General features: G+C 35.3%; 16 protein-coding genes. 7 read left to right on the top strand and 9 right to left on the bottom strand.

The genetic code is table 11. The features are described from left to right. Positions 1–43 precede the first annotated feature (43 nt). The 3 genes from PEDSA_RS02575 to PEDSA_RS02565 all read left to right on the top strand — a co-directional run bounded on the left by PEDSA_RS02575 (position 44) and on the right by PEDSA_RS02565 (position 3,169). Positions 44–1,666 carry an ABC-F family ATP-binding cassette domain-containing protein gene (locus PEDSA_RS02575; RefSeq protein WP_013631593.1) on the top strand — a complete coding sequence of 541 codons (1,623 nt, stop codon included), beginning with the start codon at positions 44–46 and terminating at the stop codon, positions 1,664–1,666. Positions 1,667–1,812: 146 nt separating this feature from the next. Then, the gene (locus PEDSA_RS02570; RefSeq protein WP_013631592.1) at positions 1,813–2,241 is read left to right on the top strand and encodes a VOC family protein; all 429 of its coding nucleotides are present in this window, start codon (positions 1,813–1,815) and stop codon (positions 2,239–2,241) included. 73 nt (positions 2,242–2,314) lie between these two features. After that, positions 2,315–3,169, top strand: a complete 855-nt coding sequence (locus PEDSA_RS02565; protein WP_013631591.1) for a class I SAM-dependent methyltransferase — start codon at positions 2,315–2,317, stop codon at positions 3,167–3,169. Positions 3,170–3,513: 344 nt separating this feature from the next. Here PEDSA_RS02565 and PEDSA_RS02560 read toward each other — a convergent pair whose 3' ends face one another. The 5 genes from PEDSA_RS02560 to gatB all read right to left on the bottom strand — a co-directional run bounded on the left by PEDSA_RS02560 (position 3,514) and on the right by gatB (position 9,518). Next, on the bottom strand, positions 3,514–4,704 hold the full coding sequence (locus PEDSA_RS02560; RefSeq protein ID WP_013631590.1) for an alginate lyase family protein: 1,191 nt from the start codon (positions 4,702–4,704) through the stop codon (positions 3,514–3,516). Between the two features lie 326 nt (positions 4,705–5,030). After that, complete coding sequence (locus PEDSA_RS02555) at positions 5,031–5,747, bottom strand: RluA family pseudouridine synthase (RefSeq protein ID WP_013631589.1); 717 nt, start codon at positions 5,745–5,747, stop codon at positions 5,031–5,033. 358 nt (positions 5,748–6,105) lie between these two features. Beyond that, complete coding sequence (locus PEDSA_RS02550; protein ID WP_013631588.1) at positions 6,106–6,798, bottom strand: response regulator transcription factor; 693 nt, start codon at positions 6,796–6,798, stop codon at positions 6,106–6,108. 111 nt (positions 6,799–6,909) lie between these two features. Further along, positions 6,910–8,034, bottom strand: a complete 1,125-nt coding sequence (locus PEDSA_RS02545; RefSeq protein ID WP_013631587.1) for a TlpA disulfide reductase family protein — start codon at positions 8,032–8,034, stop codon at positions 6,910–6,912. Then, the gene (gatB, locus tag PEDSA_RS02540) at positions 8,034–9,518 is read right to left on the bottom strand and encodes an Asp-tRNA(Asn)/Glu-tRNA(Gln) amidotransferase subunit GatB (protein WP_013631586.1); all 1,485 of its coding nucleotides are present in this window, start codon (positions 9,516–9,518) and stop codon (positions 8,034–8,036) included. The genes PEDSA_RS02545 and gatB overlap by 1 nt, the downstream gene beginning before the upstream one ends. 183 nt (positions 9,519–9,701) lie before the next feature. On the opposite strand from gatB, the gene PEDSA_RS02535 reads away from it, so the two are divergent. The 4 genes from PEDSA_RS02535 to PEDSA_RS02520 all read left to right on the top strand — a co-directional run bounded on the left by PEDSA_RS02535 (position 9,702) and on the right by PEDSA_RS02520 (position 12,859). Then, positions 9,702–10,187, top strand: coding sequence for a hypothetical protein (locus PEDSA_RS02535; RefSeq protein WP_013631585.1), 486 nt, complete (start codon positions 9,702–9,704; stop codon positions 10,185–10,187). Positions 10,188–10,400: 213 nt separating this feature from the next. Next, positions 10,401–10,805, top strand: a complete 405-nt coding sequence (locus PEDSA_RS02530; RefSeq protein WP_013631584.1) for a hypothetical protein — start codon at positions 10,401–10,403, stop codon at positions 10,803–10,805. 25 nt (positions 10,806–10,830) lie between these two features. Continuing rightward, positions 10,831–12,444, top strand: coding sequence for a M43 family zinc metalloprotease (locus PEDSA_RS02525; protein WP_013631583.1), 1,614 nt, complete (start codon positions 10,831–10,833; stop codon positions 12,442–12,444). A 190-nt stretch (positions 12,445–12,634) separates the two neighbouring features. Continuing rightward, on the top strand, positions 12,635–12,859 hold the full coding sequence (locus PEDSA_RS02520; protein ID WP_052305753.1) for a transposase: 225 nt from the start codon (positions 12,635–12,637) through the stop codon (positions 12,857–12,859). A 141-nt stretch (positions 12,860–13,000) separates the two neighbouring features. On the opposite strand, the gene PEDSA_RS02515 is transcribed toward PEDSA_RS02520, so the two are convergent. From PEDSA_RS02515 to PEDSA_RS02500, 4 genes are all read right to left on the bottom strand, one after another. Continuing rightward, positions 13,001–15,181 carry a S46 family peptidase gene (locus tag PEDSA_RS02515; RefSeq protein ID WP_013631582.1) on the bottom strand — a complete coding sequence of 727 codons (2,181 nt, stop codon included), beginning with the start codon at positions 15,179–15,181 and terminating at the stop codon, positions 13,001–13,003. A gap of 262 nt (positions 15,182–15,443) precedes the next feature. Continuing rightward, complete coding sequence (locus tag PEDSA_RS02510) at positions 15,444–17,597, bottom strand: alpha-galactosidase (RefSeq protein ID WP_013631581.1); 2,154 nt, start codon at positions 17,595–17,597, stop codon at positions 15,444–15,446. Between the two features lie 24 nt (positions 17,598–17,621). After that, positions 17,622–19,652: a glucosidase family protein gene (locus tag PEDSA_RS02505; protein ID WP_013631580.1), complete on the bottom strand. Its 2,031-nt coding sequence runs from the start codon at positions 19,650–19,652 to the stop codon at positions 17,622–17,624. 82 nt (positions 19,653–19,734) lie between these two features. Next, positions 19,735–20,856, bottom strand: a complete 1,122-nt coding sequence (locus PEDSA_RS02500) for a glycoside hydrolase family 88/105 protein (protein ID WP_013631579.1) — start codon at positions 20,854–20,856, stop codon at positions 19,735–19,737. Between the last annotated feature and the right edge of the window lie 154 nt (positions 20,857–21,010).

Below are 21,010 nucleotides of genomic sequence, written 5' to 3'. Positions count from 1 at the left end.
TGCAGCACATTAATTTTAGAAAGATAAACCGTACCTTTGCGCCATGATTACAGTATCTAATTTATCCCTACGTTTTGGTAAACGTACTTTATTTGAGGATGTCAATTTAAAATTTACGCAAGGTAACTGTTACGGTATCATTGGCGCAAATGGTGCAGGTAAATCTACCTTTCTTAAGATATTAACTGGCGACGTTGATCCTACTACTGGTAGCGTTAGCTATACGCCGGGAGAACGTAAAGCAGTTTTAAATCAGAACCACTCTGCTTTTGACGGATTTACGGTTATCGATACCGTATTACAGGGTCATCAGGAGCTTTATGCTATCATGAAAGAGAAAGACGCTATCTATATGAAAGAGGATTTTTCTGAAGAAGATGGTCTTAGGGCTGGTGAACTGGAAAATCTTTTCGCAGAAATGGATGGATGGAATGCTGAAAACGACGCGGCTACTTTATTAAGTAACCTGGGCATTAAGGAAGATAAGCATTACAAATTGATGGAGGAATTGGATGGTAACGAAAAAGTAAGGGTATTATTAGCTCAGGCTTTATTCGGTAATCCGGATATCCTTATTCTGGATGAGCCTACCAACGACCTTGATATTGATACCATCGCATGGTTAGAGAATTTCCTTGCGGATTATCAGAATATCGTATTGGTAGTTTCCCACGACCGTCACTTCCTGGATGCTGTTTGTACACACATTGTAGATATCGATTTTGGTAAGATGAATATCTTTACCGGTAACTATACTTTCTGGTACGAGTCTTCTCAATTAGCATTGAAACAAAGATCAGATCAGAATAAGAAAATGGAGGATAAAATTAAGGAATTACAAGAATTTATCCGTCGTTTCTCTGCAAATGCTTCTAAATCTAAACAGGCAACCAGCCGTAAAAAAGCTTTGGATAAGATTAATGTTGAAGAGATTAAAGCTTCCAGCCGTAAGTATCCGGGTATTATGTTTAACCAAATGGTTAGAGAGGTTGGTGACCAGGTTTTACATGTTGAAAACTTGTCTAAAACTTTAAATGGCGAAGTTTTATTTAAGAACCTTACTTTCAGCATTAATAAAGGTGATAAGGTAACTTTCTTATCTAATAACTCTTTGGCTACTACCGCACTTTACGAGATTCTTTCTGGCAGAGACAAAGATTTTACGGGTGAATTCAAATGGGGTGTTACTATCGTTCCGGGATATATCCCTAATGATAATTATGAATATTTTGCCGGCGTTGAAGACAATTTGGTTGACTGGTTACGTCCATATTCTAAAACTGATAAAGACGAAACCTTTATCCGTGGTTTTTTGGGTAGAATGCTATTCTCTGGCGAAGAGGTTCTGAAAAAATGTTCGGTACTTTCCGGAGGTGAGAAAATGCGTTGTATGTTCTCTAAAATCATGTTGGAAAGTCCTAACCTGATTATGTTAGACGAACCTACCAACCACTTAGACCTGGAATCTATTACCGCGCTAAACAATGGTTTAAAAGATTTTAAAGGTGTATTGTTATTCACTTCCCGTGACCACGAATTAACTGAAACTGTTGCGACACGTATCATCGAAATTACTCCAAACGGTGTATTGGATAAATTGATGTCTTATGATGATTATATCACCAGCGATACTGTTAAAGAACAAAAAGCTGCTTTATACAAATAGGTAGTAGTTTGTTAGTTATCAATTGTTAAACTGAAACGATTGATTTAATAATGTCTTAAATCCGTTCCTTTAAATTAAGGAACGGATTTTTTTATTTACACGCATCACGTGTTATCTTTATGAATTAAATAAACTAAATTAGTTTTATGACCATAGTAAACCCCTATTTGTATTTCGATGGTAATTGCGAAGAAGCTTTTAACTTTTACAAATCAGTCTTCAAGTGCGAGTTTAAGTACATCGGACGTTATAAAGATGTTCCAGAGGCACAACGTGGAATATTTTCGGATAGAGACGATAAGATTATGCATGTATCGCTTCCTATTAGTGATGAAACAATATTAATGGGTTCCGACAATGCAGAAGTATTTAAAGGGAACGTTTCAAGCAGTAATTTCTCGTTATCAATTAACACAGACGTAAAGGAGGAAGCCGAAAGGTTATTCCAAAGTCTTTCTATTGATGGAAAAATCATATTACCTATAAATGAAACATTCTGGGGATCTTATTATGGGATTGTTACGGATAAATTTGGGATAAACTGGAAAATTAGTTTCGAACCATCCAATGGTTAATGAGGAAAATTTCTAAGATACTATTGATAGCACCAACTTTGTTTTAAGACTTAATTATTGCATTCTAACGATCATGAACGAAGATCTGGACACTATTCCTGATAATACTGCTGTGAGAACAGCCTTATGGAGAGCTTTACATACGATGGTTGATGCGAAACCTCATATTCTGGAAGACATTATTGGTTTACAATTGGTCGATCCAGATAGTAACTGGATGCAACGTCCTGATATGCATCCGGGATTTACAAAAAGAATAAGGGCTTCCATTTTAGCAAGAGCTCGTTTTATAGAAGATTTAATCATGAAGGCGCATCATGAAGGTATAAACCAGTATGTTATTTTAGGTGCCGGACTTGATACTTTTGCTCAAAGGAGAAAAGATGATATCTCTAACCTGCATATCTTCGAAATTGATGAACCCGAAACTCAAGCCTGGAAACAAAAAAGACTGATAGAAACTGGACACTCCATTCCTGAGTGGCTTCATTTTGTGCCCGTTGACTTTGAAAAAACATCGTGGAAAGATGAATTGATTAAATCCGGTTTCGACATTACCGAACCTGCAGTTATTGTTTCTACAGGGGTAACCCTATACCTTACTAAAGACGCTATAGTGTCTATGTTAAAACAGATGTCTCATTTTGCAAAAGGTTCTGTTTTAGCTGTAACGCTATACCTACCTATAGAATTGATGGATAAGGAGGATCAGCCTCTGCAAGAAATTGCCAACAAAGCCACCAAAGAAGCCGGGACTCCTTTTATCAGCTTTTTCTCTGTAAAAGAAATGCGAGATTTGGCCAACGAAGCTGGTTTCTCTGATTTCGAATTAATATCTACCAGGGATTTAGAAAGCCGGTACTTTGGTAATAGGTCTGATGATTTTAAGCCCGCTAGTGGTGAAGTTTTTTTATTGGTTACTTTGTAAACTGGAGCTTTTTGTTTTTTACATATGCATTTTACCACTATGCAGTGACAAAAATTATAGGCCTTGATTTATTCATTAATTTTTATTGATTTTCATCGGTATTCATAAACTCTTGAGCTCGTTTTCAGATACTTTTGTATCTAAGACAAAATGCTTTAGCATTCTTGAAGGCCATATAGAAGACATAAAGACTTTCTGAAAAAAGTATCTAGGCCAGCCGCCGTCTATGAAGCGGACTGACTTTCATTCTTCGTATCGGTATTCTAATAAATACAGTTCATGACAAGCTAAGAGGCGAATAGATTGTCGAAAGGCACCTATCAAAAATAAATAATAAAAACTCCTTACAGCCGACTACACAACAAAGCATTAAAAAGTTCTAAAGAGTGCCCCTCTACTTTCCTATATTCGCTAATATACGCTTGATTATGAAATTTATCGGAAGCGACTAACATCAGAAACTCCATATCCTTCCTATTGTAGGAGCCTATTTGTTCGTAAACAAATTTCTCCTTACCTAAAGCATAAGGAATTAAATAGTCAAGAGCTGCCTTTAAACTACGGCCATCAATATTATAATTCCAAAAATCCAGGTTCAGTTTCTCCGCAAGCAAAGCAATTTTAAACCATCCTTCCAAATTCATGGTACTATAACTATACGCATTTGTTCTAGCGAGTTCCAAAGGCTGTTTGCCATCCGTCTCGATTTGCACCAAAATCCTCTTTTTTGTTTCTTCTAAAATAGATTTAGACAAAGCATCCTGATTAGTAAACAATGCAAAAGCAGACACCTGATAATCGTAAAAAGTTCCATGATTATTTTTGGCTTTATGCTCGTCTTTACCGTTTTTACTATTCAGCATCCATGAAAGGTAATCTTTATACCATGACTGCAGACCATCAAAATCGGCTTTAGTAAATGATTTGGAAGCTCTTAAAATAGTTACCCAATCAGTCAAATCAGCCAGAAACCTCGATTCAATAATACCAATACCTCTGCCATCGTTAATTCCGGGAATAGCTTGTGCAAAATCCAGATTGGGATTCATTTTAGTTTCAGGATTTAAAAACCAAACCCTTAATAATTGCGTAGCCTTCTCTGCGTAAACTTCGTTACCAGTAAAATGGTAAGCCAAACTTAAAGCCTTACACTTTCCTTCCATACCACCTAAAAACTCACGATCACTAATTTTTCTTATCTCCGGATTTCTAAGCCCATCTTTCCTTATATAAGGTAAGCCATCTGCTTTCGATGTGTCAGGCCACCAATAAGGCCCCATACTCATATAATCATGTTTAGAACCACTTGGAGGTGTAAAATTCTTATCCATTACAGATTGAGGTTTCGCATCGAGTAACTTATCGGCAAGTTTCAAAAGCTCCCCCACTCTATTTTTGGCTTCGGGCTTACCGCTTTCATAAGACTTTTTATTGTTCAATAATAGTTTACCATCTATAAAACTGAATTTTGAATTTTGTGCATAAGCACCGGAAGCAACGATTAAGAGTAAATAGATTAATAGCTTACCTTTCATACATTAGATTTTGATTAATTGATTCTCTAATTTAAGAATTTTGCGGTTTGCGGATTCCTAACAGCTAAGTATCTGTAGGTAATGCCATCTATCAAAACAGCCTTATTATCATATTGAAGCTAGAAAATCAAAACAAGACCCGATTATTCTTTTAAGATTTTACGCCTTTTATTAAAAACTATCCTCATTGTTTATAGGCATGTAGCTTAGCGCTATGGATCTGTTTCGATTACAAACCTGTATTTATTTAAGAAGAACGCATTAAAAAAGTCCCTTCCTTAAATTCGGTTGGGACCTTCGATTTTCAATGTTATCGCGTAGCAAAGCTACACATCGTTCTTACGAAGTAGCTTCAGTAGCACTGCAAAGTCTTTTGGATATTCTGCCTCTATGGTTATTTCCTCTCCGTTTGGTTTCACAAAACTTAGCTGTCTGGCATGTAAAGCAAACCTTTTCATCACAGGTTGCTCTTCTTCATCAGTCAATTTGTATCCTCTTTTAATCTTAGATAAAAAAGCAGGTTGCCCACCATACATCTTGTCCCCTGTAATAGAGGCTCTTTGGGTTGCCAAATGTATACGTATTTGATGCATTCTGCCAGTTACTGGCCTGCATTCCAATAAAGTATAATGTTTAAAATATTCTAATGATCTAAACCAGGTTTCAGCTCTTTTGCCTTCTCCCCGACTGATAACCACGTTTCCTTTACCTACATTTAAAATAGGAAGATCGACTAAAAGATCTTCAAAAACATGAGTGCCATCTACAATAGCATGATATATTTTATTTACCCTTCTACGCTCGAATAATATAGACATATGTCTGTAAGCTTCAGGATTTTTGGCTACAACTAATAAACCCGAAGTTTCTTTATCCAAACGATGGCAAACCTGTGCATCTTCCACATATTGTTTCGCCATTTTTAATAAGCTGATTTCTTTTCCTTCACGCTCGTCTAAAGAACTTAAAAAAGGTGGCTTGTTTACTATAATAATATCTTCGTCCTCGAATAGAATGATATCCTTGAATTTGGGAAACTTCATTGCGCAAAGATAGACAAAATGTATGTTCTTTTTTCGTTAAGCTGGTTTGATTTTTTTGAGTTGCTATGAGTAAATAAACCAATAATTTGGTTAGTTTATGAAATTGCAGAGAGATGAGAGCTTAAAAACCCAACAAGAACAAAAAAAGAGGATGTATCAAAAGGGTATTTTTACAACTTGAAGCCAAATAATATTTTGATGCATTATCAGGATTAATAAAAAAGAGCCAAAATCTTAGCGAATTTTGGCTCTTTTTTATTATTTCAAATGATCGAGGGCAACAATCAAAATTAAATTCTGATTTGAAATCTTGGATTCCAATTGTGATACGGCCTCTTTCAATAATCAATTTAATACTTTACTGGACTTCAAATTTATAGCCCACTCCTTTTACAGTTGTAACGTAGTTATCTTTCAATTTTTCCCTAAGTTTTCTAATATGCACATCGATGGTTCTATTCGTTACCACAACAGAGTCTTCCCAGATATTTCTTAAAATAACCTCTCTTGTATAAACTTTTCCCGGTTTAGAAGCTAATAAATAAAGTAATTCAAACTCTTTCTTTGCCAAAACGATTTTCTCTCCGCCTTTGAAGACAAGAAAAGCATCTCTGTCAATTACCAAATCCGCTATTTCTATTTTATTCGAAAAGGTTTCTTCTTCACCTTGTAAGTTTCTTCTTAAAATAGCGTTTATCCTACTTACTAAAGCCCTGGGCTTTATAGGTTTAGGAATGTAATCATCTGCCCCCACGTTAAAGCCTGCTATTTCGGAATACTCTTCGATTCTCGCAGTTAAAAACACCATGAATGTATTTTTAAATTCCGGCATTCCTCTCATTATTCTACACGCTTCAATACCGTCCATCTTAGGCATCATTACATCTAAAATGATCAAATCTGGACTGGTTTTTCTCGCTTCGGTAATCGCATCCTGACCGTTAGTTGCAGTAAAAACTTGGTAACCTTCTTTTTTTAAATTGTATTCTATCAGCTCAAGAATATCCGGTTCATCATCTACAATTAAAATCTTTTGCTTGTTAGCACTCATATCTGATATTTTATCTGTAGCGAATTTATAATCTTAACCTCTACTACAAGTTAATACAATGTTAAGAAATTATGAAATATATCAATTGCTTAACATTAACATTTATTTTACTTAAAGGTTTTTTTCTAAAAACTGCTCTAATTCAGCTCCTCTTAGGTTTTTAGCAACTATTTTCCCTTGAGGGTCTAATAAAAATGAAGCCGGAATAGCGTTGATATTATAAATACGGGCAGTCTCAGCATCCCATTGCTTTAACTCAGATACATGAGACCATGTTAATTTATCTGCATGGATTGCTTCTTTCCATTTACTGGCATCATTATCCAGAGAGAAACCTAAAATGGTAAAGTTTTTATTTTTGTACCTATTATAGGCGTTTACAATATTTGGATTCTCCTGGCGACATGGACCACACCAACTAGCCCAGAAATCTAAAAGAACATATTTACCTCTTAAATCGGATAGTTTCATGCTTTTACCATCCGGTGTATTTGCTGTAAAATCAGGAGCTACTTTTCCGATTGCCAGATTTTCCATTCCCGCCATTTGCTTTGCGAAAGCCTGAATCATCTTATTTTCCGGAAAATATTTAGCAGCCTCCTTACTATAAGCAATGATTTTGTCTTCGTAAGCTACAGGATCGGTTCCCATAATTACATTAGCAGCGAAAAATGCAGTTAAAGATGATTTATTTTTTTCAATAAAATTGTAAGCCTGTTCTAAAAATGGTTTTGTGATAATTGCTGCCTTTTCATGGTAATCGGCTATAATAGAGTCTTTCTTATCCGCTTTTTCAACAATAAGTTTAGAATACTTCTCTGCCATTTCACCTGTTTTCTTAGTAAAATCTGAAGTTATCTTATTGAACTCTGTTATTTTATCAGCCTCTTTTGATCCTTCTATCTGATACGCGCCGCTATGGTCGGTCATATCAGCTTTAAACTTAATCTCGTCTCCATTTTCGGCTATCAGCATATAAGAACGGTCCCCTATATATAATTGATAGAACTCTGGATCTGGTGATTTCCCCTTTAAAACAAACTTTCTGTCTTCGTTAAGCAAGGTAGAATCTATGGTTATCATTTGGCCCAGGCTATCTGCGTACAACAAATAAACTTTGTTACTGGCTTGCGATACATTATCTACCTGCCCGTTAATCACAAATTCGCTACTGTTTTTACATGACACTATAGCTATTAAACCAAGTACACATAAACCTAAAATACTTCTTTTCATTATTTTAACTTTTCTATTTTGTCCAATAAGATCTTATTGGCCTGTTTCGGGTCTATTTTTCCTTTGGAAATCTTCATGATTTCTCCCATGAAAAGACCTAAAACACCCTTTTTACCAGTATGGTATTGTTTAACCTTATCAGCAAATATAGTTAAAACAGAATCAACATATTCCTCTAACTGTGTATTATCTTTGTCAATTGACAGATTTAGCTCGATAACAAGATCATCCACCTGTTTATGCGGAGACTTTGCCAGTTGAATAAACAGAACGTCCTTGGCCTGGGAGTTGTTTAACCGTCCCTGATCTATTAAGTTAATGATACTTGCTATTTTTTCTGGTTCTATATTAAATTCAGACAGTTCCAGCCCTGAATCGTTTAGGAATGATTTAATAGTTCCCATAATCCAGTTGGATGCCGCCTTATAGTTTTTAGTATATTTTACTGCAGACAGAAAATATTCCGCAGTCTCCCGCTCTGATGTCAAAACTTTCGCGTCATATTCGGGCAACTGAAACTCCGTTGTAAATAGCTCAAATAGTTCGTTAGGCAACGCAGGCATTGCCCGTTTTACAGCAGTGATAAAACTTTCGCTGATAATCAACGGCAACAAATCGGGCTCTGGGAAATACCTGTAATCATTTGCCATTTCTTTAGTTCGCAAAGGCGAGGTTACCCCTGTAGCGGCATCAAAGTTCAATGTATTTTGTGCGATAGTTCCTCCTGCTTCTACTATACTAATCTGTCTTAATATTTCATAGTCTATCGCCCTTTGCAAATTTCTAACCGAGTTCAGGTTTTTAACTTCGCAACGCTTACCCAGTTTCTGTTCCCCTTTCAATCGCACTGAAATATTAGCATCGCAACGCATAGACCCTTCTTCGAGGTTGCCATCACAAATACCAAGATATCTTACTAATTTCCTTAATTCTGAAAAGTAACATGCAGCCTCTTCCCCCGAATGCAGAATCGGTTCGGACACAACTTCTAGCAATGGCACTCCGGCTCGGTTAAGATCTATCAAGGAATAATCATCTTCCAGATCATGAATACTCTTACCTGCGTCTTCTTCCATGTGGATGCGATTAAGTACCACATCTTTTGTTCTGCCATCAGGCAATGCTATTGTTAACTTGCCTCCTAAACAAATTGGTTTGTTGTCCTGCGTTATCTGGTAACCTTTGGGCAAATCTGCATAGAAATAGTTCTTTCTATCGAAATAGTTTTCTCTCACGATATCACATCCCAAAGCCAAACCAAGCTTTATTGCACTTTTAATAATTTCTTTGTTAGTAACGGGAAGGGCTCCAGGTAAAGCTAAAGAAACCGGACTTATATTATTATTAGGTTTATTTCCATATTTCGCTGAATCCGAAGAGAATGCCTTCGTTTCAGTTGATAATTGAACATGTACTTCTAAACCAATTATAGCTTCGTACTTTTCCAAAACACTTTCTGAAATATCAACAGAGCCATTTTTCATAACAATATAATTTTCTTTATCACGTTAGTTGAATAACACTCAAAGATAGGCAGTGTTTTATAATAATTAACAATTTGGTATTATTTTTGTAATTTTAATAAAAAACAATCAATAAAAAATATATTTTAATAAAAAATCAACAATAAAATAAATATATAAATACAAAAACATCAAATAAAACTTATGAATTTAAAAAATGTGCTATTAGCTTTCATTCTTCTATTTGGGATAAAATGTGCAGAAGCTCAGGTAAGCGTTAACGTTAATATTGGCACACAGCCTTTATGGGGGCCTGTTGGGTATCAGCATGTAGATTATTATTATTTACCCGAAATAGAAACGTATTATTATGTCCCGAAAAGACAGTTCATTTATATAAATGGTGGAAACTGGGTATTTTCTAGTTCTCTTCCGTACAGGCATCGCCATTACAATCTCTATGGTGGCCATAAAGTGGTTATCAACCAGCCTTATGCATACAAGCATCACAAACACTACAAAGTTAAATACGCCCAGTTCCATGGCCCATACCAACCTGTTTTAAGAGATCACAGACACGCTTCTTACCATAGACAACCTGTTTATGTTAAACAACATAAGGGCGGCAATGGCCACGGAAATAAACATCACGGACACCATAAGCATAAAGGGAAAGGCCACAAACATTAGACGTCTAAATATTTACTATAAAACAATTGAGGGTATGCTGACAGCATACCCTCAATTGTTTTCATGCTTCTTGCGATAAATCGAATCCAAAATAGTAAAGTTTCTATACTATTTTACAAAAAGGTACACCATAATGAGTCATTCGTCCTATAATGCTTATTTGGTTTTATTATTTGGTTTTATTATTTTTACTTAACCTCAATTATAAGCTATATGAAAAAAACATTCTTCTTATTAATAAGTGTAATAATTATTGTTTTAAGTTGCAAATCAGAAGAGAAAGAACAAATAGTTGTAGCAGATTTTAGTGGAAAATGGCAGTTTAAAACTAGAGTGTTAATATATACTCCGGGTGGTAAACCTAATCAGAAATATACTATTAATGATGGTGCAATATTTACTTTTGGCGTTGATAGTTCATTTAAATCTTCCAAATTTAATTGTGAGGGTCATTATAGTTATGAATCAAATATCCTCACAATAAACTTACCATGTGACCCACTTTTTATAAATAAAAAGTATAATTTTCAGTTTGCAGGTGCTAATGAACTTCATTTAGACCCGCAAATAATTGAATGTGACGAAGGATGCTATTATATTTTAGAAAAAATCAGATAATACTTCTCATTATAAACCTTAAATTATGAAAAAAATTTACTGTTTTTTTTTGCTTTTATTCTTTATTAATCATAATCTATATTCACAAATTCAAGAATGTGAAATTTTCAAAAGTACTAATATCAGTTCCAAAGAAGAAGGTACTTCATCCAAATCTGCTACCATTAGTTCGTATTTATCTTCGACTTATGTAATTTGTATTAATGTAAAATTTCATATAATTAGAAAAACTGATGGTACGGGAGGATTTGATTCTTCTTCTTTAGATTGTATTATTAAAAATCTGAATGAAGCATATAATAAGCATAATTTTAGATTTAACTATAGTGGTTATGATTATATAAACAATTCCGAATACTATGATATTCCTATAGATAAAACTCTTTCAGATATTACTGTTGATAATATTTCTTCTACCAGTAATGTATCTAATATGTTGAATATTTATTTAGTAAACTCAGCTCGTTTTGCAGGAATTGCTTCATTAAAAAATAATTGGACTGTTATAAGAAATGATTATGCCTTAGAGACCACAACGGTTCACGAGGTTGGACATTGCTTTAATTTAAAACACACTTTTAACGAAGCTGGACTACCAGCTGAAACGGCATTAAATTGTACAACAGCAGCTGATGAACTTTGTGATACACCTCCTGATTATGGAATTAGCGACAGTGATGTAAATTATTTCTGTGGTTACTCTGGAACATCTAGTGGGGATTTTTCTATCATAATTAAAAACTATATGTCATATTCGAGAAAATCATGTAGAACTGAATTTACCCCTGGTCAGGTAAATAGAATGCGTACAGCTTTTTCAAATACGACAAAATTACAAAACATAGTTGGAACTAATTGCTTAATTACGTCAATTTCAGGTCTAGATAGAATTTGTAATGCTCAAAATTACAGTTTATTAAATGCGGGCACAATATTTAGTGTTTATTGGACTACAAGTGGTGATATTTCAATTTCGGGATCAAATTCGAGCTCTACAGTGACTGTTGTTCCAAATCCCAGTTCTTCTGGAGCTGGAATCCTAACAGGGACATATACAACTTCATGTGGAACTTTTTCTGTTTCAAAATCGATTGTAAATTCAAACAATTTTAATACTGGTATTATAGGAGGGGAATCTTATTATGTTCCAACTAATTCTCAGTTATTATTTTATGTATCTAATTATCATCCTGATGCTATTAACTATACTTGGTCATTATCACCTTCATATTACGGCAGTATAAGTGGAATGGGCGCTTCTGCAGATGCGTATATTTATAACACAGGTTCTTTCTCTGTTATTTGTACGATAACCACTCCATGTGGCAGCTATGATGTTTATGATTTCCATGAGGCACAATACTCACCATTTAGTTTATCGGTATATCCTAATCCAACTAGTACTGAATTGAATATTGAAATAAAATCTAATAAAGATGATCAATTATTATCAAAAATGTCTTCAAGTAAAATAATTGAAGCTACATTATATAATAATTATGGAGAAAATGTTTTATCAGGGAAATCATTAGGTAAGCTGACTTTGAATACTTCTAACTTGCCAAATGGTACTTATTATTTGCATTTTAAAGATTATAATGGGAAATTGATTAAACAACAAATAATTATTAAACATTAAAAAATAATAAAAGGCTGATATTTTTTTCAAATTTCGAACTCTTAGAAAACTTAGGTATCCAAGCCTATGTGAAGTATGGCATGTTCGATAAGCAACAACAGGAAGCCTATAATAACAAGAAGCCATTCAGTTCTGACAAACTTTTTTACAATAAAGAACTCGATGTGGTGGCCTGTGCAATGGGCAGCAAATGAACCATGAGCTGATTGAATATCGGGATCAGGTATATCATCTGTTGAATTCTGAGCAAGGAATAAAAAAACGAAAGAAGCGATGCCATGATGTTGAAACAGTCTTTGCAAACATTAAACAGAACCACCGGTTCCGCCGCTTTATGCTCAAAGGCAAGCAAAAAGTGGAAATTGAATTGGCTTTATTAGCAATTGCACAAAACTTAAGGAAAAAAGCAGCCTAAAAGGGCACTTTTTCAGTCTTTTTTCCAATTAAAGGAAAAACAGATCAAATCTAGGAAATACTTAGCCAAGAAGGGGGCTATTAAAAAAAGAAGCCGTATCTAACTTTTACGTTTTGATACGGCTTATTATTATTACAATAACTACTTCCTAATATCCAATTCGTTGATAATATTCTTAGCTCCTCCCAATATGTCTATACACCATAAAACATAGCGAATATCCACATTGATGGATCTCTTAAAGTTTTTATCAAAAGCAATATCACCACTCATCGCTTCCCAGTTTCCATCAAAAGCCAAGCCTATCAACTCTCCTTTTGCATTAATTACCGGAGAACCTGAGTTGCCGCCTGTTATATCATTATTAGAAATGAAATTAACTATTAACGTCCCGTTTTTACCATACCGACCGTAATTCTTCGCATTGAATGCTTCGATAAAGTTAGCTGGTAAATCAAATTCATCATCTTTAGGAATATACTTAGCCATTGCTCCTTCTATAGTCGTAGTCTCTTTATACAAGACGCCATCTTTCGGAGAATAGTTCTGTACGTTTCCATAAGTAATTCTCATGGTAGAATTTGCATCCGGATACATCAATTTATTATTATTCTTTTTCAGTAAAGCCTGCATGTATAAATGATCCAGCTCTGCTTTTTTATTTTCGAAATTTTTCAATCTGTCACCAAAATTCTCCTTGATATAATCAGAAATCACCAGATTTTTAGCATAAGCATAGGCAACATCCTCTTTATACTTGGATAAGCTTGGATTATTGGCTAAAAATGCTCTCAATTTATTTGGCTGAATCAGTTTCGATTCTTTCCACAAAATATCAGCGTATTTTTTAAATGTTGTCTCTGCACTTCCATCCCAATATTTATCTGTAATTATTCTAAAAAATTGAGGATGTTGATTTTTGGGAATGTCATTATAAAAAGTAGCCAGCATTGTTGCGAAAACAGATTTATCTGCAATCTCGTTATAGGTCGACTCATAGGTTTCTAAAGAAGCGAGGGTTTCTTCCTTCGTTTTTTCATAAGCATCGGTTCCTCTTACAGCTTCTAAAGCTTCTACGCTTTTCTCTAATCTCAAAGCATTCGTAACCCACTTAGAAGCCAAAAATCCTTCTGTAATAAAAACCCGATGACGGGCATAAGGAGCATAAGCTTTATACAGCTCAGCATATTGCGACATTAAATTAGCGTATTGAGGTTGGGAAGCTGCCCAGGTTGTAAATTCCTGCTCTTCTGCCTTTTTCTTATCTTCTATTTTCAGTGCTTTTAGCTGCTCGCCCTGACCAATAAAATATTTCCAGTAATTAGCAACGCTTGCATATTGAGAGGATACTTTCAATCTAAAAGCTACGTCTTTATCCATTTCCTTTTTCCAGGCTTTTAAACGAATATCTCTTAATTTCACTATCTCCGGAGAAACAGAATCTAATGCCAACTCAACTCCATACGAAGTCAAGAATCTATCGGTTCTTCCTGGAAAACCATAAACCATAGCAAAATCATTATTTTCTACTCCTTTAATTGATACAGGTAAAAATTTCTTAGGCTTGTAGGGTCTGTTTTCTGTAGAATAATCTGCCGGCTTATTATCTTTTCCTGCATAAACTCTAAAAATAGAGAAATCTCCGGTTTGTCTTGGCCAAACCCAGTTATCTGTATCACCACCAAATTTACCGATGGATTGCGGAGGTGTTCCAACCAAACGGATATCAGTAAATTTCTCCATTATGAATAAAAAGTACTGATTTCCTTTATAGAAATCTCTTACAAAAGCGTTATAATGTGTTCCCTTTGTCGCTTCTTCGCTAATGTTATTACTTAATTCTGTTATTTTAGTTTCTTTAGCCTCGCCCGATAGATTGGCAGTTTCTTTTAAAATCCGATCTGTAACATCTTCTATCTTGACCAAAAAATTAACAAATAAACCAGGAATCGGCTTTTCTTCGTTGTTGTTTTTAGCATAGAAACCGTTATCCAGTATATTGTCTGCAGGTGTAGATTTAGAAGCGATGGCATCGTATCCACAATGATGGTTGGTAAACAACAATCCGTTCGCCGAAACCAATTCTCCTGTACAAAAACCGCCAAAAGACACTATCGCATCTTTTAAACTTGCTTTATTAACATCATATAAATCTTTTGGAGTTAATTTGAATCCCTGCTTTTTCATTTGGTTATAATTCTTACCAATAAGCATTGGAATCCACATCCCCTCATCTGCTTTAGAAGGTATGCCTATTAATAAAGACAATCCTAAAAGCATCACCGGAAGTAATTTCAATTTATTCATACTTATATTTAACATACCTGCAAATTTAATGTTTGACTTATGCCATGCCTATGCAAACACATTATTGTTACAAATAAAGTAAAAGTTGAAAATAAAAAGTAAAAAGTGGGAAGCAGAAATTGAGAATGGAAGTAACAAATAGAGAGTGTGAAACTCCAGATCCGGTATCAATAAGTTTCTATTATCTATTTTATAATAAAAAAAACGGTGCGCATACTATGACTGTGTCAATTATGCTACACCGAATTTTGCTTGTTGATATATAGTTTCTTGCTATTTATTGTGCTGTTAATTCGATTACAGAGCTTGACACTGCCTGTACTTTTCCCGGAGCCAGATTTAAACCAACTTTCATCAGGAAATCTCCGCTGTAAACTTTTCCATTTTCTGCTAATGCAGATTTTGTTCCAGGCATAAGGTTTACTTCTTCAATTTTATATTTTTTATTTGCATCTAACCCCTCTAACTTCACCTTACCCAAGTATTCTTTTCTTCGGTAATTCAGAATATAATTAAAGACGACAGCTCTGTTTTTATTTTTATCGGCATACATTAATACTGCTCTTGGTTCTTCATATGGCGAAATCAAACGGTATAAATCTCCAAACCAAATCACATCACTCAACTTTTTATAGGTTTTAACCGCCTGATTGCTAAATTCTATCTCCTCATTGGTCATTTTATTTACGCGGATATCATAGCCCATTTTACCCATCATGGCAACATCTGTTCTAAACTTTATAGGTTGTTTCCCCATAGATGTGATATGACTGGACACAGTTAAAGCCGGAAAGAAATTCAAATATCCCCATTGGATAAAAATACGTTCGAAACCGTCTGTATTATCACTTGGCCAAAATTCAGTAAAATATTTTAACGCTCCATAATCCGTTCTTCCGCCTCCGCCAGCACAAAGCATAATTGGCAAATGCGGGTATTTTGCTCTCAATCTTTCCAATACTTTATACAAACTTTTGGTATAATCTACATAAGTATTAGATTGATTAGTTTTTAGATAAGGAGAGTAAGTACTGGTCATTGGCCTGTTGCAATCCCACTTTATAAAAGCAATGTTCGGATTTTCTTTCATCAAATCATCTACAACTTTAAACACAAAATCCTGCACTTTAGGATTCACCAAATCCAACACCAATTGATGTCGGGACAAACTTTCTTCCCTATTAGGTAATTTTAATATCCAATCCGGATGCCTTTCATAAAGCTCGCTTTTAGGGCTAATCATTTCCGGTTCTAACCAGATCCCAAACTTTAGTTCTTTAGTTTCAGCTTGTTTTACCAGATAACCAATTCCGCTTGGTAACTTCTTCTTATCAGTTTGCCAATCGCCTAAAGCGGTTTTGTCTGCATCTCTTGGATATTTGTTTCCAAACCAACCGTCATCCAACAAAAATAAATCTACACCCAATTTCTTGGCTCCATCAAACAGTTCTACCAGAATATCCTGATTAAAATCCATATGAGTAGCTTCCCAGTTGTTTAATAAGGTCATTCGTGGTTTTGTCCCATCCAATACACCGTAATTTCTTGCCCAGTCATGCAAATTTCTGGTAGCCTGCCCCTTGCCATTCAACGTATGTGTAAAAATGAATTCAGGTGTAACAAAAGTTTGTCCCGCAGCCAGTTTATAGTCAGAAGCATAGGGGTTAATGCCGTTAATTACCCTAAGATTATTAGCTTGGTCAATCTCAAAAGAAGATTGAAAATTGCCCGACCACCCTAAAGTACCTGCAATAAGCTCTCCTGTTTTTTCTGTAGATAAATTTCCTAAAGACAGATAGAAAACTGGTGTGCGATACATATGTGCTCTGGACCCCAACTTACTATCCAGTGTTTTAATTCCTGTAGTTAGTTTAGATTCTTTCATTCGCATCTCAGTCATATAATCACCATCAAATTGGCTTAACCAATAATTTGGCGCATTGAAATGCAACATAGAAGAAGCATAATTATATAAGGTGATTGTTCCCTTTTCTCCGTTTCTGATCTCTGTCCAGGTTTTAATTATATCTTCATTAAAGAAACTTTGAAAATGTAATACAACCTGTGTAGGATATTTAGGATCTTTCAGCGTAATACTTGCCGTTGTTATATTACCTTCTTTATTAATTCTCTGTTCTGATACTCTAAGATCCAAAGATGGGTTTCCGTCTGCATGAACCACTCTGATTGCAGGCTCGAAGAAATCTTCCATTCCTGCACCAATATAGGCCTCTTTCTGTGGACCTCCTACCTTAGCATAGTCCGCGCTTTGATTAAGCTTTTGTCCTAAATAAGCCTGATATACTTTTTGATTATCTCTTATGACATAAACTAATGCCGAATTCTTGGTTTCTAAAACAATCTCTTTGTTTTGTGCATGAACCGCCAGAGTTGCAGTAAAAGTTAGAAACGCAATAAATATTTTCTTCATTTTATTGATTCGCTTTCGCTGATTTTATAAATTAATTAATTGTGTAGCCCCGTCTTTAATGGTATACTTTTTAGTATTCGCTCCTTCTTTTACACTGATATTCAATTTATTTCCTCCAACTCTCTCAATAGTCAGATCAAATACTTTCCCGAAAGAGTGGATATTCTTCAATGCCATTTTATTCCATTCTTTAGGCATTCTAGGAGTACAATTGAAACTTCCAAATCCAACAGGCCTCATTCCAAAAACACCTTCGGTATAAATCCTGCAATACAAACCACTTTCCGCAGAAAGATGCCTTTGGTTACCTTCTGGATAAGCTTCTACGGGGTATGGTACGTGTTCTCCTAATAATCTCCGGTTAGAATAGTATTTAAGATAATTCATGGCTTTTTCTGTTTCCCCTGCTTCAAAAACACCCCGTAAGGCATACAAAGTAGATCTATCCCAAAAAGTTTCTTTTCCTGCCTGGGTAGCTAATCCGTCAGGAGTCCATAAACGTGGAGAAAACAAGGCATTGATAGTCCCTTCTTTTCTGTCAAGAATACCAACGGTTAGTGGTAAACATATCCATGCTCTTAACACCTCGTTCCCTTCGTGATATCGGTAAGTTTCAAAGCCCTCGACTTTACCGCCAAAATACTTTTCTATATTATTTTTTAATATATCAGCTTGCTTTTGATATTTATCTACCTGAGCTTTCGGCTTCCCTAATAATTTAGCGAGATAAACAGAAGATCTTAGAGCATCATAATACAAACTGTTAGTTGACAAGTTAGCTTTACCCGCAGAAAATCTATTTTCAAGTTCATCACTATCTGATGTTACAACGCCTTCTGCGTTCATTTTTCTATTGCAATATTCTAATGTCCATTCTATTAATGGCCATAGCACCCTTGCAGAATCTATATTACCATTAGCTAATGCGTACCTTGATGCACCATAAGCGATCATGGCAGCATCTCCTCTATCGCCTGCCCCCTTCCAAATACCATCTCCTTCAGCAACTATAGAACTTGGAATAGGTTTATATTCCGGATTCATAAACTTAGCAAACCATCTGTAAGAATTCATCGCAGATTTGTTCCCTATTTTATCTCCAAGAAAAGCAAAGAATGGATTGATGTATTCTGCCTGATCATTAGCCCAAAGCGCAGCATAATAAGACAAACCACCGGGGCCATGCATATAACCTCCTTTAGTTAAATAAATGCTTTCGGTACCTCTTATTTTTGCAAAATCAAAAGCGGTATTCAAAGTTTTATCTGGCGTTTCCAAAACTAATTTCGAGGTAATTTCTTTCACCCGATTCTCTCTGTTTCTTTCTTCCTGCTCAGGATTGATGGTAAATACATTCTGAGGAGTATCTGTAGCTAAGTAATAAACAGAAAAAGATGTTGTTTCTCCCGGTTTCAATGTTTTAAAGCCATCTCCAACAGTTCCCATCAAAATAGAATGTGGCGCAACTTTACTGCGCTCTGCATTGGTTCTTATTTCTTTTTTCACATATTCACAGGCAACAGTCACGTCCTGATTGCTGGTATTGGTGATGTCGAACTTTTCAATAGCCAAAGGTTTATCTACTGAAGGAAAAAATGTTCTTTTCATGTTAACCAGTGCCGGCGAAGATACCGTTGCGTTTACCCGCATAATTCCTTTGTGGGTGATTTCATTTACATCGTAATTGATGCTACCTGATCGACCTGCTTTTATAGTATTATAATCGATCATTCTATTATTAATATAGATGCGCGGTAAATCTGTATCCTGAAAAGTATGAGAAATATGACTTCTGGTATTATCCGGCAATACTCTAAACGTTGGAAAAACCATTGTACGCGTAAACTTTGCTCTGTGGTTTTCATCTAATCCATATTCCACCCATAACGAAATTTTTTCACCACTCATTTCTATATGGTCTTTATGAGGCAACTGTCCATCAGCTTTCCACACTATACTACCATCCTTTTGAATATTCCATCGATTCTGACCGAATGTAGTTGTTCTGTCTACTATTAAAGCAAACAAGCCTATTAAAAGGTACTTTTTTATCATTGATTTAGTTTGTTTACCAGTATCGTTTTAACTAAAAAAAAGTGGACCTAGATCCACTTTCCTACGAAAATTGCTATAAAAATTACTCTAAGAGTGCCGCTGCAGTCCAAAGTACCGGAGCCTGTCCATGCAAATCTCCCGTCATCCTCTTTCTGTCGAAATAATATTGTTTATCATTCTTTTTATTGGTGCCTTCGCACACATCCCGAACGTCGTTATTTTCATCAATAAAATTAACTACTGCCAACCAGGCTTTTCTAGCAGCAGGCGCGTACTTAGATTTATCTAACCATCCTTTTTTTACTCCGGTTACCATGGCATAAGCAAACATTCCAGTACAGGAGCTCTCTTCCCATGATGTTGGCTCATCTATTAATTGTCTCCATGCTCCGGATGGTGCCTGATATTTTAAAAGAGAAGCCATCATTTTATGATAACCATCCATGATTCTAGCTCTATTAGGATTATCTTTAGGTAGAGAACTTAAAATTTCTGTCATTCCAGCAGCCATCCAACCGTTACCTCTACCCCAGAAATAAGGAACATCTGGCGCATGATAGAATAAACCATTGCTTTTTTGTAAAGAATCCAGATAAACCACCATTTCCTTTGCTGCTCTGTCGATATATTTAAGATCTTTTGTTACTCTATAAGCCTGAGTTTGCAGTGCGTTAATCATATACATATCATCAATCCACATACGGGTTTGCCAGGTCAGACCTTGGGCATAATATACATGAGATGCTGGTACAACACGAGGCCCTTCTGGTGGTCCCCATTGCTTATCAGCTATTCGCATACCTAAATCGTAATATTTCTTCTCTTTGGTTTGCTTATATAATTCTAAAGGTACAGAGCCGAAAACACTATAATCCACGTGATCTGGAACTGGGATCATCTTTGCCTCTTCGTGAAAAAGTGGTTCAAATCTATTTGCCAGTTTTTTTGTTAAATCTTTATTTCCTGTTACACGGGCAAAAGTTAAAGCACCGTACCAGGTACATGTTTCAGGATATGTAATTACTCTTGGCGGAGTAGGCCTGTTGAAATTTGTATGTGGAGTGACTACAAATTTCTCGGCAATTTTTAGCCCAACTTCTTTTGGCGAAGTACCTTTAGGCCAATTTTTTAAATCTGAAGATTGAGAATAAACATGAGTTCCTGCAAATAAAAAACCCAATATTAAAGATGTATACCTTTTCATTTTACCAATTGGTTAGCTAATAATTTGTTACCGCAAGAACGGAAAATATCGGCTAAACTTATTTAACTAAATTGGCATCTAACTAAATGGAATTGACATCGTACTACGATTGCCCAAAATAAAAATCACGAGTACTGTGCGGAAAGATCCGGAA

This window comes from Pseudopedobacter saltans DSM 12145, assembly GCF_000190735.1.
Taxonomy (GTDB): Bacteria; Bacteroidota; Bacteroidia; order Sphingobacteriales; family Sphingobacteriaceae; genus Pseudopedobacter; species Pseudopedobacter saltans.
Note: the sequence above shows the minus strand (reverse complement) of the source record. Positions and strands in the feature narration are given on the sequence as shown.

Excerpts from the sequence above, each read along its gene's own strand:
- PEDSA_RS02505 (WP_013631580.1), bottom strand. The coding sequence starts at position 19,652 with ATGATAAAAAAGTACCTTTTAATAGGCTTGTTTGCTTTAATAGTAGAC.
- PEDSA_RS02535 (WP_013631585.1), top strand. The coding sequence starts at position 9,702 with ATGAATTTAAAAAATGTGCTATTAGCTTTCATTCTTCTATTTGGGATA.
- PEDSA_RS02500 (WP_013631579.1), bottom strand. The coding sequence starts at position 20,856 with ATGAAAAGGTATACATCTTTAATATTGGGTTTTTTATTTGCAGGAACT.
- PEDSA_RS02510 (WP_013631581.1), bottom strand. The coding sequence starts at position 17,597 with ATGAAGAAAATATTTATTGCGTTTCTAACTTTTACTGCAACTCTGGCG.
- gatB (WP_013631586.1), bottom strand. The coding sequence starts at position 9,518 with ATGAAAAATGGCTCTGTTGATATTTCAGAAAGTGTTTTGGAAAAGTAC.
- PEDSA_RS02570 (WP_013631592.1), top strand. The coding sequence starts at position 1,813 with ATGACCATAGTAAACCCCTATTTGTATTTCGATGGTAATTGCGAAGAA.
- PEDSA_RS02530 (WP_013631584.1), top strand. The coding sequence starts at position 10,401 with ATGAAAAAAACATTCTTCTTATTAATAAGTGTAATAATTATTGTTTTA.
- PEDSA_RS02525 (WP_013631583.1), top strand. The coding sequence starts at position 10,831 with ATGAAAAAAATTTACTGTTTTTTTTTGCTTTTATTCTTTATTAATCAT.
- PEDSA_RS02565 (WP_013631591.1), top strand. The coding sequence starts at position 2,315 with ATGAACGAAGATCTGGACACTATTCCTGATAATACTGCTGTGAGAACA.
- PEDSA_RS02575 (WP_013631593.1), top strand. The coding sequence starts at position 44 with ATGATTACAGTATCTAATTTATCCCTACGTTTTGGTAAACGTACTTTA.
- PEDSA_RS02515 (WP_013631582.1), bottom strand. The coding sequence starts at position 15,181 with ATGTTAAATATAAGTATGAATAAATTGAAATTACTTCCGGTGATGCTT.
- PEDSA_RS02555 (WP_013631589.1), bottom strand. The coding sequence starts at position 5,747 with ATGAAGTTTCCCAAATTCAAGGATATCATTCTATTCGAGGACGAAGAT.
- PEDSA_RS02545 (WP_013631587.1), bottom strand. The coding sequence starts at position 8,034 with ATGAAAAGAAGTATTTTAGGTTTATGTGTACTTGGTTTAATAGCTATA.
- PEDSA_RS02550 (WP_013631588.1), bottom strand. The coding sequence starts at position 6,798 with ATGAGTGCTAACAAGCAAAAGATTTTAATTGTAGATGATGAACCGGAT.
- PEDSA_RS02520 (WP_052305753.1), top strand. The coding sequence starts at position 12,635 with ATGAACCATGAGCTGATTGAATATCGGGATCAGGTATATCATCTGTTG.
- PEDSA_RS02560 (WP_013631590.1), bottom strand. The coding sequence starts at position 4,704 with ATGAAAGGTAAGCTATTAATCTATTTACTCTTAATCGTTGCTTCCGGT.